We start from the raw sequence: 14,031 nt of genomic DNA, 5'->3' as shown, positions 1-14,031 counted from the left end.
TCAGTAGTCACTGACATTTACTTTTTTGAAAGGTACGGGGCATATGAATAACAGCAAGCTGGGGAGCAGCGACAGACTCTTATTGGCTGCGATCAATCTGATCTCCGAGAAGGGCTACAATGGTGTAACGACGCAGGAAATCGCCACAGCCGCAGGGCTGAGCGAGAAGACGTTGTTCCGCCATTTTCAGAGCAAGCAGAATCTCCTTGAGTCGGCCTTCGACCGGTATCATTACACCGAAGAGATGCGGAAGCTTTTCGAAGAGAAGCTGGTGTGGGAGCTGGAGGAAGACCTGCTTACGATCAGCAAGACGTACCATACGATCATGAACCGCAATCGCAAGCTTATCGAGATCAGCACGAAGGATGAGTCCAGATTGCCCGGATTCAAGGAACGGACGCAGCAGCACCCGCTACAGCTGCTTGAGTTTCTAACGACTTATTTTGTCACGATGGGCGAGCGAGGCAAGATGATTCGAACCAATCCGAGAATGCAGGCCTTTACGTTCATGATGTCTCAATATGGCGCCTTCATGAATGATCTAAATGCCGGCAAGAATTATCCGAACATCGAGCTAGAGCCTTTCATGCTTGAAAGTGTGAGCCTATTTGCTAGGGGTTTGACCCCCTAGCTATTTTTGCAAGATAGATGTCAGTAAGCACTGACAGACAATTTCCTAATTTAACTAGAAAAACGGCGAAAAGACGCATGGAATTGATTCTTAGAAGAGGGATGAGTGAGATGAAGAAGTTGGAACTAACAAAAAAACGTTCACAGGAGGTGCTGAGTCATGAGTAACGGCGCTTCGTCCAAAAGCTCCAAAGGAGTAAAGCTTGCCTATATGCTGGCCGTTATCAACGCCATTGTTATCGGGGCATCGTTCCTGTTCGTCAAACTGTCGCTCAACTACGCCAGCCCGTTCGATACGCTTACCTTCCGCTTTGCCGCGGCGTTCATTATTTTGTCCATTCCGACAGCGTTCGGCCTGCTTAAGCTGAATTACCGAGGCAAGCCCATATATAAGCTGCTTCTGCTCGCAACGATGTACCCGATTGGATTTTTCACCTTGCAGACGTTTGGGCTGCAGCATGCCACTTCCGTAGAAGGCGGAATCATCAGTGCGTTTTCGCCGGTAGTTACGTTGGTACTCGCCAGCGCTTTTTTGAAAGAAGCAACGTCCTTGCTGCAAAAGCTGTCTACGCTGCTATCGGTTTTCGGCATTGTATTTATTTTCATGATGAAGGGGAGCAGCTTCGATTTTTCCAACCTGAAAGGCATCGTCCTATTGCTTCTGTCATGTACGGTTTTTGCCGGATACAGCGTGTTGGCACGTTCCGTCACCAAACATTTTACCCCCGTGGAAATTAGCTATTTCATGGTAAGCGTCGGATTTGCCGCTGCGCTCGTGATTTCATTCACCGTGCATGGTACAAACGGGACGCTTGGCAGCCTGTTCGCACCGCTAACAAGCCTAACTTTTATCGGGCTGATTCTCTTTCTAGGCTCAGTCCAGCTAGCCACCGCGCTGATGGGAAGCTATATTTTATCCCGCATCGAAGCCTCGAAGATGGGCGTTTTCCTCAATCTGTCCACCATTGTGTCTATCGCTGCCGGCGCCCTGGTTCTCGGGGAAACGATCGCTTGGTATCACCTTGTCGGTTCGTTGCTTATTATCGTCGGTGTAATTGGTACAAATCTCCCGGCTCGGCAGCGCGGCACCACAAAGATAAAGACTACGGCTGCATAACAGTAATCTAAAATGTGCTGTCTAAGTAGTCTATATGAAGTTTTCTAAACTCTACTTATAATCACATCCTTTCGAGAAAAAGACCTCAACTTTCGCTTTGCAGCGGAATTCGAGGTCTTCGATCATTATCTCTATTTTGAGTGTAAATCGTCCAACCTAATAACCTTTGTTGCGTAATCAAGTAACTTTGGATGGAAAACATACAATCCATCAATCCCGCTCAAACCAAATATTCTGCCATAATGAGCTCGATATCGTATGGTGTAACCCCTTTTTCCAACGAAAATACCGTATCCGCCTGTTCTGCCACATCTACGGACTCCCCTCTTGCAACTGCATGGAGCTTAAATAAATCGTATAGATCAGGCTTCCGTAAAGCTGTCATCGCTTTGCCCATCAAAACCATTCCGCCTTGGTTTCCTTCTACATTGTTGTAATAGTCAGGGGACCTCGTCAGAGATAGATCGGTCCATATAATCGTCCGCTCCACCAGATCGAGGATAACGGGAATAGCAATCTGTGTATCGGCGGTGACATCGATTTTGTTGGCGACAGTCGAAGGCTCGAATATTTCGCCAGAGCCGGGTTTCTTACGCATCATCCAGCCCACGAAGCATTCCGGCAAATTGCAATATGGCTGGCTCGTGAAGGAATGGAGAGTCGCCACGATATAACGTCCGCCATAACCAACGATGGAAGGAAGATGCAGATCAATAAACTCGCATGCTCCGTTAGGAGCCGATACGATATCTCCGCTGTGGACGGCTTGATATTTGGCCGATCGCAGGTTCGTATAGGAAATATGCTCGAGGTACTCCCAGTTATGATCGTACATGACAGCCGACAAGTCGATATCAACGCGTCCCGTAGGCACGCTATCCACGACCCCTTCTTTCCACCAGTTAAAGAAACGGATGGTGTCGCCTTCCGTCATCGGCACACGGCTTCCCCGTACAATCGTATGCAGCGCTTTGCTTGCAGACCGCTGGGAGAACGGCACATGATAGCTTTTCAACCGCTCATCCACAAAGACCTTTCCAAGAGGAGGAAGAGCGGAAAATCGCCCGATAAGCGCCTGCTCGCATACTTGCACAATGTCTTGGCATACCGATGCATCGATCCTCGGGAGTGTATCGGGAGCAGCAAACGCCTTGGCTACATTTCCTTTCGGGAAGAAAACACGCAGCTCCTGAGACACATGACGACGGGAAAAGTGATTTTTCACTTGCAGCAGAACAGGCGTGGATACTTGATTCACAACCTCGCCAAATGCCAGTACGACATACTCTGCATGTTCGGTTGACCGCAGCAAATGATCCAACCTTCTGGCAAACTCGCCGGGGCGCTGCACTAATAGATCGATTAATGTCCACACATTCCGATATTGGAACGCCAGTTCAACGCTCCCATTGAAAGTCATAAACGGTTTGTTATTGCGCAATATATCAAAAGCTTCCTCACAACGCGCAAAACGATGCTTATATTCCGACGGATGCAAAATTTCGCCTAAACGAATCCAACGCTCCTTATACCTCAGCATATCCTCGGTAATAGGATGGCACTGTTCCAGCAATCCAAGAAGCAGCCGTCTCTCAGACCGCTTGAATTTGCGAAAACGCGTTGCTCCAGCCAAGCTAGTATCGCCATCCGACCACGCCACGGCCAGACGAAGGACATCGGTTGCGGTTTTAAAGTAACGGCTAATCAGCTTCACATTGGCTTTGTCATGCTTCAATAATGAAGAAACCACGAACCCTACATTCTCCTTGAAAGGAATCTCCGATGGAAGAATCGTATCGAGATCATCTGGATCCGCGAGTTCAATAGCTGCGTCTATATCCTCTTGATCCGTTTTGGAGATCGATACTTTGGCTAGAATCAGCTGGCGGATTAAGGCGTAGAATTCCTCTTGGCTTCCCCGTTCAATAGCCTTCAGGTTGACCTGATCGAGCAGCGGAGGTCTTTCCTCGGGGTCATACTGCGGCAAATCCAAAGTCAAATAATGATAAATCGCGTTCAAATAAAGCTCGGCATCCGTCTCCTCCATCACCTGCAACGGGAATGCGGGATACATCGGATCGTATTGTACATGTGCGCCTATCAGCATTCTCAAATCGGCGACTAACCGCTCATAAAATGCTGCGAATTGCTCAATAGATAACGAACGTAAGGCAAGAATCAGTTGGTGGGAGAACGTGAATCCTAACTGCTCCACATTTTTCATGGCGGTTGCCAAAAAAGCCTGTGAAAGCTTACTCGTTCCATTCCCATGATCGATAATTACTTTGTTCGCTCTTCGTAAATAAATGGCATTCATCATCATAAAAAAGTGTCCAGGAAAGCCGCATCCCTAATTTTCTTACAAAAGAACATTCAGTAGAAGGAAGGAATGCGATAGCCTGGACGCCTCCTCTCGTGTTAAGACTGCTTCAGGAGAGCTGCGACCCTAGATCGGTTAAAGGGACTAGAAGGAAGGATCGCAATAGCCTGAAGATCAAAGGCCCAAGGTCCGTGACGTCGAACCTTTGATGTCCTCATCTTCCCACACATGACGACGTGCAAACAGGGCGAAAGTATTACGACATTGGGAATAATGAACAAAAAAGACCATCCGATAGCGGATGGTCTTTACTACGAGCTATATGGATACTTCGCCAATTATTGAGCGGTATAACCGCCGTCAACGATTAAGCTATTGCCCGTCATGAACGAGGAATCGTCACAAGCCATAAATAATACGGCTTTCGCCATTTCATCCGCTTGTCCGAGACGTTTCATCGGAGTCATAGCAGACAAAGCCTGCTTGCTTTCTTCCGGAATAATCGGAGTGTCAATGAATCCTGGACACAATGCGTTAACGCGAATATTGCGTTCCGCATATTCAAGCCCCAGTGAACGAGTCAAGTTTACTACGCCGCCTTTGGCTGCATTGTATGCCGCTGAACCGGGTGAGCCTACCCATCCGTACATGGATGCGGTATTTACGATTGCGCCTCCGCCTGTTTTCAGCATTTCGCGGATCGACTCTCGCGCCACCAAGAAGACGCCATCCAAGTCGACATTAACCGTGTTGCGCCACTCGGAGAATTCCAGCTCATGCGAAGGATGAACGCGGCCGATTCCCGCATTGTTGAATACAACATCGACTTTGCCGAAAGCTTCAACGGTTTGTTTGAAGATGCCCGCAACCTCTTCTTCGCTCGTAATATTCGCTTTAACGAATAGCGCTTCGGCATTCAGTGCTCTAAGCTCGCTCTCGACAGCCTTGCCCTTTTCTTCATTTAAATCGACAAGAACCACTTTGGCTCCTTCCGATACGAATAAACGCGCAGTAGCTGCGCCGATCCCCGATGCTCCACCAGTAATAACAGCTACTTTGTTTTGCAGTTTGCCCATCGTTGATTCCTCCAGTACAATATTTTTAATAGCGCTAATGGATACGTTCACTTAGCGATATTTTGTTTACAACTTAATTGTACTATTCTGTTCACAATTAACAATCAGCAACAAATGATGAAATGTCCACCTAGTGGACACTTCATGCGAGAATGTCTTTTTTTGCGAAGGAGGGCTATACATGAATAACGAACAAACGGTGACAACACAGCGGCGGATTAGAACCCAAGAGCATTTCAAATCGGCTCTCATTAAACTGATCAAGGAAAAAGGCTACCATTCTATATCCGTAAAGGACATCGTAGATGCCGCCTCTTATAATCGCAGCACCTTCTATGTTCATTACCAAGATAAAGTTGAACTCGCTGAGCAATTGCTCACTTCCATGCTTCAAGGATTGGAAGAGGCCGTTGGCAAACCCTACGTTCACGGCCAGAAGGTATATACATCCAAGCTAAACCTACCGTCTTTTAATATCGTTACTTATATTTTCGAGCATCGGGATTTTTTCGAGCTTGTCCAAATGGTCGATACGTTGCCAAGACTGCATACGGCTTTCCCGCAAACGATACTCAAGATTTACAAGGAGCAGTTTGTATTCGAGACGATCAACAATATGCCCGTTAACATGGACTATTTCAAACATTACACGGCTTACGGCTTCTATGGACTTATTCTGAATTGGATCAATTCCGATTTCAGATCCTCCCAAGAGGAGTTTATCCATGAAGTGATTGAATTAACCAAAACCCATATGCACTCGATTAAATATGTCGGGCAATAGGTTGCTCATATACTATTTGATTGGATGAAATCCACTCAAATCTTCTCAAGCACAAACCGCATCTGTTCATTCTCAGAAGCCGGACGGTACGTATAAATGATTTCCAGCCGCTCCCCGGCAGCGGCGACAATAGGCGGCGGAGCCTCGGCTGCGACGTGGAAAGTCAGTCCCGGAAGCCGCCAACGGCCCTCCGTAATCTCCGCTGCGATTGGTGCCGTTCCGCTAATTTCAAACACCATTTCAATCGGTTTATCTGTTGCAAATTCGACTTGAATGGACAATTTGTCCTTCTCCGCCTCCGCATTCGTTACAATCCCCCGCATATGCTTGCTCCAGTGGCCCCCATGCTCCCTGCGGACCATACGCAAGGAATACCGCTCACCGTCTTCCGATTGCCAATGCATCGTGGCAGGATGAAGCTGTCCGCTCGTATTCCGGCTTCCCGACATCGCTCCGATCATGAGATGCTCCCCAAGCCAAGCGGTTGCGGTGCATAAATGACTGTTCGCTTGCGGATTATCCCGTTCGCACAGCTCGCGGTATTGCTTGCGCACCAGCCTCTCTCCGCTAAAGCTCCGCAGAGCCGGCACAATATGTGAAGGAACGTTAACGCCGGCCAGCGCAATTAACGGATCATGGCTTGTCTCGCAATTCACCCCGGTTAAGTGCTTGCAGCTCTCTCCTAAAGCCAGATAGAGAAATACGCCGAGCGAGCTATGTGCCGTCATCTCCATTTCGTAGCCCCTTGAGAAAGGTCCGCAAAGGTTCTCAAGCCCGGCATGGTAGAACAATCCGATATTATCCCATAATCCGCTCTCCGCTTCGCTGCCCATTCGGCGCACTTCGCTGGATCGGCCATAATTGCGTAGTAAACCAAGCACGGTAAGGTCGACCCCGTAATACGTACTGGAGTTAAATTCGGCGAACGTGCCGAACTCGGAGAAGGACTGGCGGAATTGCTCAGCGAAGTTATCCGCATGGGCGATCCACTCTGCACGGTTAAGACGGTGTCCGAAATAATCGCATATAAACAGATGCATCAGCTCAATATTCGTATTCATCGGAATAGCATCGGACAGCCGTCTCTCAACCGAGCCAATTACCGCACGCTCCATAGCCCGGTCCATTCGGGACACGAGATCTTCCGGAAGCTGACTCTCGAAATGTTCTAAAATGATGGCGAAGGCGCAAGCAATAAACTCTCTCCAGTTCGGATCGTAGCTTGCCCACACAGGTGGTAGGACGCTGTCCATTGCCGACTCGAAAGCCGATTGCACCTGATCCCGTCCCGCAACCGCAGCCAGTTCGCCTGATAACTTGTCGGCGATACGCTCCAGGGTGTTGGTCAAATAATACGAGAAACCTGGACCAAACGATTTCCATGGAAAATGCCCTTTGGGCGGCACGATCGCCTCTGGCGATGTACGGAATGTACCGTAATAAATCTCTTCCGGATCGTCGAATTGCATATCCATGACTCTATGCAGAACCGCGCAAGCCCGCTCCCTATAGCCGAGACCGCCTCGCATCAGCAACCCGACAGCATAATGGGCGCTTGCACGGGTGGAGTGGCTTTCGCTATCGCCATCCTCCTCGTTCCAAAGCATTGCAGCCTGATCATCATAGATGGCATCCATCATCGACATAGACTGCGCCAACAAAAACCGTTGCTCCTCCGACATCGGCTTCATTAGGCTAGCCCTTTCTTCAGCCGCATCATCTCCACACCTGCAAGCATCATAATGCCGATGCCATGATTATCATTCAATACCGTTCGCAAATCCTCCATGTAATATATAGGCGAGAAGGCGTAACGCGAGCCGCTGCATACGCCGTGTACATTGCCCTTGCGATCGATCGCATGCTCCGTCAGTCCCTGCCATCCCTTCAGAGCCGCCTCGGCATAAGGACCATTCGCGTCAAGCCAACCGAACCGAAGACCGCGGGCGAAGGCGTAAACGAACATCGCCGTGCATGACGCCTCCTCATATGCATCGGGCTGATTAAGAACCTGACGCCATAATCCTGATACAGCTTGCAGCTTAGCTACGCCAGCGCAATGCTCGCGGAACATGGCAAGCAGCGCTTCCCGATCCGGATGATCGCCCGGCAGCCGCTCCAGCAGCTCGGTTAGAGAGAACAATACCCAGCCGTTGCCCCGGCCCCACGGCACGCGGGTAGGCTTGCCGTATTTAAAATCGAATACATGCGACATGACGCCTGCATCCTCCATAAACAAGTATCGTTTATATAGCAAAAACTGTTTGGCCGATTCGTTCAGCGCCGTAGCATCGCCCGAGGCCAAAGCATACCTCGTCAGAAACGGTCCGCTCATATAGAGATCGTCTGCCCACATCGTATCGGCGGAGTATTCGCCCTCGCACAGCCGATAGAAGGCGCCGTCCTCGCGGCGTTCCAGCTTCGCCAACATGAAATCTGCAATCCGATCGGCGATTTTGCGAACGGGAGCGCGGCCTTGGTACAGATCAGCCTCCAGCATAGCAGAGCCGAACGAGCCGCAATTGTCTAACATTTTCATAAGCACAAGCTGATGGTTGATTGCCGGAAAACCGTACTCTGCAAAATCCCACATGGAATAGTCATACATTTCGGTGCAAGCTTCAATATGACGAATGGCATACGACGATATATCGGCGCGCTGCAATTCGCTGGCGGTCTGAAGCAGACCGTACATCGTCACGCCAAGCGGATAATCCCATCTTCCGAAGTTAGTCGCCGTGCCGGTTGTCCATTTGTTGCTGAGCATCGCATTCTCATAATAAGGTCGAACGCGCGCATCCGGAGCGTCAATCGACCAGTACACTTGTCCATCGATGCCCTCCAACGTTGTTGCTAACGACCGCACCTGCGCCGGTTCTAGGTTGGGCTCAGCTGGCACCGGTCCTGCAAGCAGCCAAGGTCCTGGATTTCCGTGGACTTGAACGGGCTGCTGGAGCGTAAGACTTGTACCGTTAGCCGATGCATGCAGTTCGAAACTCCATCCTGCACTGGAATTAACGGTCTTAACGACGATTTGCTTCGTGCCGGGCGTGACCGATACATGGAATTGATAGGAGCCTGCATCATCGAGCACGCCGGCAACCACGTCATCCACCCAAATTTGCGTCGGACCAGAGGCTCTGCCAGACAGCTCAAGCAGACGTGCGGATAACGGTACGGATACAGAACTCCATCCATAACCCGCCGCTTGCCGCTTCGGCTTCCCGAACAGCCTCTCCAGCGGCGAAAGCCGAAGCTCTTCTTCATTCCACTGTGTCCGCGGAAACCACTCCAGTCCGCTCGCCGTCTCATCCTTCCGCCATTCTGGAAATTGACCTGTGCGATCGCCGAATAGAGGCGTAGACGCAGGCTCTGAATATACCCATCCCGCACTGCCTTCCCGGCTTGTAAACGGTGTCAAAACTTGCAAAATGCGGACCTTCGCTTCGTCTGCGCCGAAACGGCAGCCAAAGCCTGAAGCGGTCTTCCTTGCCTCGATCAACAAGCTGTTCCAGCCTTTCTCGAAGCTAAGCGGAATGATAGCGCGCGAATTAGGGTTCAACTCGTCCACGACGGTCGAGCGATATTGCAGCGTTTCATTCACATATAACTTCACCGGGCCAAGCGCCTGCATCACACTGTCAATGGAACGCTCATCATCACTCCATACCAGAGCATAGGCATAAGCATAATCGCCTTCCTCGGCACTCGTTAATCTATTGGAAAAATCAAGCTCATATAATCCTTCGGCATTTTGCAATATACCTGCTTTGGAGAATGCACGCCATGCAAATGGCAACGGCGGGTTCGCCCCTATATATCGTCCTGCAAGCAATTCCAATATACGATGATCGTCATTGCCGAACCAATAACGCGAGCTATCGCGTTGCTCTACATAGATACCCATTCTGACTCCCCCTAATAAGTTAAGCGCTTTACCCATATTCTATTCGATTGCTGACATGTTTTCAATATCCGTATTGACGGTTCACAAAAATAGGGATTGATTTTAATCCTCGATGTAGGTAATATCGGATTAAGCGCTTTACCTTTTTAAACACATTTTTATTTTATATAGCTAATACCAATTGAAAGTAGCTGAAGGAAAAGCGCTTAACTTTCACGCGAGGGGGATAACGATTAACGATGGGTACAATTCGTTTAACGATGGCTCAAGCCTTACTGAAGTTTCTTGATCAGCAGTATGTCTCTTTTGATGGCGAGGAAACGAAGTTCGTTACCGGCGTGATGGGGATATTCGGACATGGGAACGTAACCGGCATTGGCGAGGCGCTGGAGAGAAGCGCAGGAAGCCTTTCCTTCATCCAAGGAAAGAACGAGCAAGGCATGGCTCATGCTGCAACCGCTTACGCCAAGCAAAATAATCGCCGCCAAATCTATGCCTGCACGACCTCAATCGGCCCCGGTGCTCTGAACATGGTAACGGCCGCCGGGACGGCAACCGTCAATCGTATCCCGCTTCTGCTGCTGCCGGGCGACAACTTCGCTTCCCGTCAGCCGGATCCGGTTCTTCAGCAACTGGAAGCCGAACATGATTACACCATATCGGCAACCGATTGCTTCAAGCCGGTCAGCAAGTTCTGGGACCGCATCGTAAGGCCTGAGCAGCTCATGAGTTCAGTCACAAATGCGATGCGCGTGCTGACTGACCCTGCGGAGACAGGGACTGTCACGCTGGCGCTGCCGCAGGATGTGCAAGCGGAAGCTTACGACTATCCGGCCGCTTTCTTCGAGAAGCAAGTCCATTACATCGAACGGAAGCAGCCTTCCGTATCCGCTCTTCAGCGGGCTATAGACTTAATCGCCTCCAAACGGCGACCGCTTATTATCGCCGGGGGAGGCGTCAAATATGCAGAAGCTACGGCTATTCTGACCAACTTTGCCGAGAAATTCGGCATTCCGGTAGCCGAGACGCAAGCCGGCAAAGGCTCGCTCCATTGGCAGCATCCGCTTTATGTCGGCGCCATAGGGGTTACCGGAGCATTAGCCGCGAACAGACTGGCCAAAGAAGCCGATCTCATTATCGGTATCGGCACACGCTACTCCGACTTTACGACCTCGTCCAAATGGGCCTTCCATCCGGATGCAGCCTTTTTGAACCTGAATGTGAACCGCATGGACAGCTCCAAGCTCGGAGGCGCAGCCCTTGACGGTGATGCGAGAGCTACACTCGAGCTGCTGTCCAGCGGCTTAGCGAATCTAGAGTACGCAGCCTCATATGGAGCTTCCGAGATTACGGACCTCACTAGAGAATGGAATGCGGAAGTCGATCGCTTATACAGCCTTGAGCGCGAAGACGGCTTCGCGCAGACGAGAGCGTTAGGCATTATTAATGAATCCCTCCCTGCAGAAGCGGTCATCGTATGTGCCGCAGGAAGCCTGCCGGGCGATCTTCATCGCCTTTGGAGGACGGAACAGCCGCATGGCTATCACATGGAATACGGCTTCTCCTGTATGGGATATGAGGTAAGCGGAGCTTTCGGAGTCGCTTTAGCAGAACCTGACCGTCCCGTCTACGCCGTAACGGGCGACGGCAGCTATCTCATGCTCCATTCGGAGCTGATTACCAGCCTCCAAGAAGGTCGCAAAATAACCGTTCTGTTGTTCGATAACCATGGATACCAATGTATTCATAACTTACAGCGCAGCAACGGCAGCGACGGGTTCGGCAACGAATTCCGCTATCGGGACGCCGCGACCGGCCATTATTCCGGCGATACGCTGCCGATCGATTTCGCCGCGCATGCTCGAAGCCTCGGGGCTGCTTCCTATAGAGCTTCTAACAGTGAAGAGCTGCGGCTAGCCCTGAAGGCAGCCGCGAACGAAACACGCACAACGGTCGTCGTCATAGATGTTCTCGCGGGAACGAACACGGACGGCTACGATTCCTGGTGGAACGTAGGCGTGCCGGAAGTATCGGCGAGCGCGAAAGTAACCTCCGCGCATCAAGCGATGAGCAAGAAACTGACGGAAGCAAGACCTTACTGATTTCTATGTTAGGAGGAGGAGCAATCGGATGAAACAATTTCCGTTTCGACTAGGCGTCCACCCGATCAACTGGGTCGGCGAAGATGTGAAGGAGCATGGGGAGCATACGACCTATGAGCAAATTTTGGACGACATCCAATCACTAGGGCTGCACGGCACGGAGATGGGCAGAAAATTCCCGACCGACACCCTGCAGTTAAAAGAAGAATTAAGCAAGCGTGATATTCAGCTCGTCTCGCAATGGAAGTCCGTGTTGTTCTCGGATCCGGCCTACCGCGAGCAAGAGCTGGAAGCATTCCGAAACCATGCCGCTTTCTTGCAGCAGATGGGCAGCAAGGTCATCAGCACATGCGAGGTCGGCGGCTCGCTGCACTTCGATCCGCGTCGAACTCCCCATGAACGCGAAGTCATTCCTCTTGATGAGGAAGGCTGGGCCAGCTTGGCAGAGGGGCTTAACGCGGCAGGGCGCATAGCGCTCGAATATGGGCTGAAGCTGACGTACCACCATCATGGCGGAACGGCCATCGAAAGTCCCGAGGAAATTGATCGACTGATGGCGATTACCGATCCGGACGCCGTGTTCCTTCTGTTCGACTCCGGCCATGCGCTGTACGGGGGAGCCAATCCGCTCTCGCTGCTGCAGAAGCACTATGACCGTGTCGCTTATGTGCATCTGAAGGATGTCCGTCCCGATCGTCTGGATCAAGCAAGAGCCAGCGGATCCGACTTCGTAACCTGTATCCGGGGCGGCGTATTTACCGTCCCTGGGGATGGCTGCATCGACTTTGCTCCCATTATCGGCGAGCTGATTGATAGAAACTATGAGGGCTGGGCGCTTCTTGAAGGCGAGCAAGACCCGGCGGCGCATCCCGCCCGTGAATATGCGGAGAAGGCTCTCCGCTATTTATACCGTATCGCAGAGGCGAAGGAGGAAGCTTAGCATGGCGAATATTACTTTTCCATCCGGCAGAAGGTTTGACTTCACCGCTATCGGCCGGCTCTGTATCGACTTGAATGCGAATGAAATTAACCGGCCGATGGAGCAAACGATGACTTTTACGAAATACGTCGGCGGCTCTCCAGCCAACATTGCGATCGGCATGAACCGCCTAGGCAGCAAAACAGCCTTTATCGGCAAAGTAGCCGACGATCAAATGGGCCGATTCATCCGCGGTTATCTGGAGAAGGAAGGCATCCATACCGAAAACGTCATAACGGACGTTACGGGAGCGGTGACCGGACTTGCTTTTACGGAAATCAAAAGCCCAAGCGAATGCAGCATTCTTATGTATCGCGACAACGCAGCCGATCTGCTTCTATCCCCGCTCGAGGTAGACGAGTCGCTGATCGCAGACAGCAAAGCGCTGCTTGTATCGGGAACGGCGCTTTCCTCAAGCCCTTCCCGCGAGGCCGTCATGCTCGCCATCGATTATGCACGGAAGCACGGCACTACCGTAATCTTCGATATCGACTTCCGTCCTTATACATGGAAATCCGAGGAGGAAACGGCCGTCTATTACAATATGGCAGCCGAGAAATGCGACATCATCATCGGAACGCGCGAGGAATTCGACAGCATGGAACGGTTCGAGGCCAATCCCGAACATAATGATCGTTATACCGCCTCGAAATGGTTTGGCTATCAAGCCAAAATCGTTATTATCAAGCACGGCAAAGACGGCTCGATCGCCTACACGGCGGACGGAGCGGAGCATCGCGCGGAATCGTTCCCGGCGAAGGTCATTAAGACGTTCGGGGCGGGAGATTCTTACGCCGCCGGCTTCATCAGCAGCCTAATGGCCGGACAAACGGTCAAACAAAGCATGACATTCGGCAGTGCCGCGGCCTGCATCGTCATCTCCAGCCATAGCTGCTCGGATGCGATGCCGACGAAGGAGCAGGTCGAAGACTATATCGAACGTTGCAATCGCGGGGAAATCGTAGCAGGTTAGTCTGCAATCCATGAGAAAAACTGTTATCGGAGTACTTCAATGATGAGCGACCGCGTTTAAGCGGAAGTTTTTATCGCCAATCTGAATGATCTCCTTTAAGCTATATCGCTATAAAGCACTTAAACATTCTAATGTGGTAAGAA

The 14,031-nt window shown here is 50.9% G+C and carries 10 protein-coding genes; 6 read left to right on the top strand and 4 right to left on the bottom strand.

The genetic code is table 11. From position 1 onward, the window contains the following. Positions 1–43: 43 nt before the first annotated feature. Both V8F51_RS12590 and V8F51_RS12585 read left to right on the top strand, forming a co-directional pair. Positions 44–631: a TetR/AcrR family transcriptional regulator gene (locus tag V8F51_RS12590; RefSeq protein ID WP_337100598.1), complete on the top strand. Its 588-nt coding sequence runs from the start codon at positions 44–46 to the stop codon at positions 629–631. A gap of 159 nt (positions 632–790) precedes the next feature. Continuing rightward, positions 791–1,747 (top strand): DMT family transporter, encoded by a 957-nt coding sequence (locus V8F51_RS12585; protein WP_337100596.1) that lies wholly within the window; start codon positions 791–793, stop codon positions 1,745–1,747. A 220-nt stretch (positions 1,748–1,967) separates the two neighbouring features. Here the strand turns inward: V8F51_RS12585 and V8F51_RS12580 are convergent, their stop codons facing one another. Both V8F51_RS12580 and V8F51_RS12575 read right to left on the bottom strand, forming a co-directional pair. Next, positions 1,968–4,070, bottom strand: a complete 2,103-nt coding sequence (locus V8F51_RS12580; protein WP_337100595.1) for a TerD family protein — start codon at positions 4,068–4,070, stop codon at positions 1,968–1,970. 335 nt (positions 4,071–4,405) lie between these two features. Next, on the bottom strand, positions 4,406–5,143 hold the full coding sequence (locus V8F51_RS12575; RefSeq protein WP_337100593.1) for an SDR family NAD(P)-dependent oxidoreductase: 738 nt from the start codon (positions 5,141–5,143) through the stop codon (positions 4,406–4,408). A gap of 181 nt (positions 5,144–5,324) precedes the next feature. Between V8F51_RS12575 and V8F51_RS12570 the strand changes: the two genes are divergently transcribed. Continuing rightward, on the top strand, positions 5,325–5,927 hold the full coding sequence (locus V8F51_RS12570; RefSeq protein WP_337100592.1) for a TetR/AcrR family transcriptional regulator: 603 nt from the start codon (positions 5,325–5,327) through the stop codon (positions 5,925–5,927). A gap of 35 nt (positions 5,928–5,962) precedes the next feature. Here V8F51_RS12570 and V8F51_RS12565 read toward each other — a convergent pair whose 3' ends face one another. Both V8F51_RS12565 and V8F51_RS12560 read right to left on the bottom strand, forming a co-directional pair. After that, the gene (locus tag V8F51_RS12565; protein WP_337100591.1) at positions 5,963–7,618 is read right to left on the bottom strand and encodes a hypothetical protein; all 1,656 of its coding nucleotides are present in this window, start codon (positions 7,616–7,618) and stop codon (positions 5,963–5,965) included. Further along, a complete protein-coding gene (locus tag V8F51_RS12560) occupies positions 7,618–9,834 on the bottom strand; it encodes a glycoside hydrolase family 88/105 protein (protein ID WP_337100589.1) in 2,217 nt (738 codons plus the stop codon). Before V8F51_RS12560 ends, V8F51_RS12565 begins: the two co-directional genes overlap by 1 nt. 239 nt (positions 9,835–10,073) lie before the next feature. Between V8F51_RS12560 and iolD the strand changes: the two genes are divergently transcribed. The 3 genes from iolD to iolC are packed head-to-tail and all read left to right on the top strand — an operon-like array spanning position 10,074 to position 13,888. Beyond that, positions 10,074–11,936, top strand: coding sequence for a 3D-(3,5/4)-trihydroxycyclohexane-1,2-dione acylhydrolase (decyclizing) (gene iolD / locus V8F51_RS12555; RefSeq protein ID WP_337100588.1), 1,863 nt, complete (start codon positions 10,074–10,076; stop codon positions 11,934–11,936). 28 nt (positions 11,937–11,964) lie between these two features. Then, positions 11,965–12,876, top strand: coding sequence for a myo-inosose-2 dehydratase (gene iolE, locus V8F51_RS12550; RefSeq protein WP_337100587.1), 912 nt, complete (start codon positions 11,965–11,967; stop codon positions 12,874–12,876). Between the two features lies 1 nt (position 12,877). Continuing rightward, on the top strand, positions 12,878–13,888 hold the full coding sequence (gene iolC, locus V8F51_RS12545) for a 5-dehydro-2-deoxygluconokinase (protein WP_337100586.1): 1,011 nt from the start codon (positions 12,878–12,880) through the stop codon (positions 13,886–13,888). Positions 13,889–14,031: the final 143 nt, after the last annotated feature.

The sequence above is a fragment of the Paenibacillus sp. YIM B09110 genome (assembly GCF_037167145.1).
Lineage (GTDB): Bacteria > Bacillota > Bacilli > Paenibacillales > Paenibacillaceae > Pristimantibacillus.
This window is presented reverse-complemented; position numbering and strand designations above follow the sequence as displayed.

Bases quoted from the DNA above. Each gene is read 5' to 3' on its own strand.
- V8F51_RS12565 (WP_337100591.1), bottom strand. From the start codon at position 7,618: ATGAAGCCGATGTCGGAGGAGCAACGGTTTTTGTTGGCGCAGTCTATG.
- iolC (WP_337100586.1), top strand. From the start codon at position 12,878: ATGGCGAATATTACTTTTCCATCCGGCAGAAGGTTTGACTTCACCGCT.
- iolE (WP_337100587.1), top strand. From the start codon at position 11,965: ATGAAACAATTTCCGTTTCGACTAGGCGTCCACCCGATCAACTGGGTC.
- V8F51_RS12575 (WP_337100593.1), bottom strand. From the start codon at position 5,143: ATGGGCAAACTGCAAAACAAAGTAGCTGTTATTACTGGTGGAGCATCG.
- iolD (WP_337100588.1), top strand. From the start codon at position 10,074: ATGGGTACAATTCGTTTAACGATGGCTCAAGCCTTACTGAAGTTTCTT.
- V8F51_RS12590 (WP_337100598.1), top strand. From the start codon at position 44: ATGAATAACAGCAAGCTGGGGAGCAGCGACAGACTCTTATTGGCTGCG.
- V8F51_RS12560 (WP_337100589.1), bottom strand. From the start codon at position 9,834: ATGGGTATCTATGTAGAGCAACGCGATAGCTCGCGTTATTGGTTCGGC.
- V8F51_RS12580 (WP_337100595.1), bottom strand. From the start codon at position 4,070: ATGATGATGAATGCCATTTATTTACGAAGAGCGAACAAAGTAATTATC.
- V8F51_RS12585 (WP_337100596.1), top strand. From the start codon at position 791: ATGAGTAACGGCGCTTCGTCCAAAAGCTCCAAAGGAGTAAAGCTTGCC.
- V8F51_RS12570 (WP_337100592.1), top strand. From the start codon at position 5,325: ATGAATAACGAACAAACGGTGACAACACAGCGGCGGATTAGAACCCAA.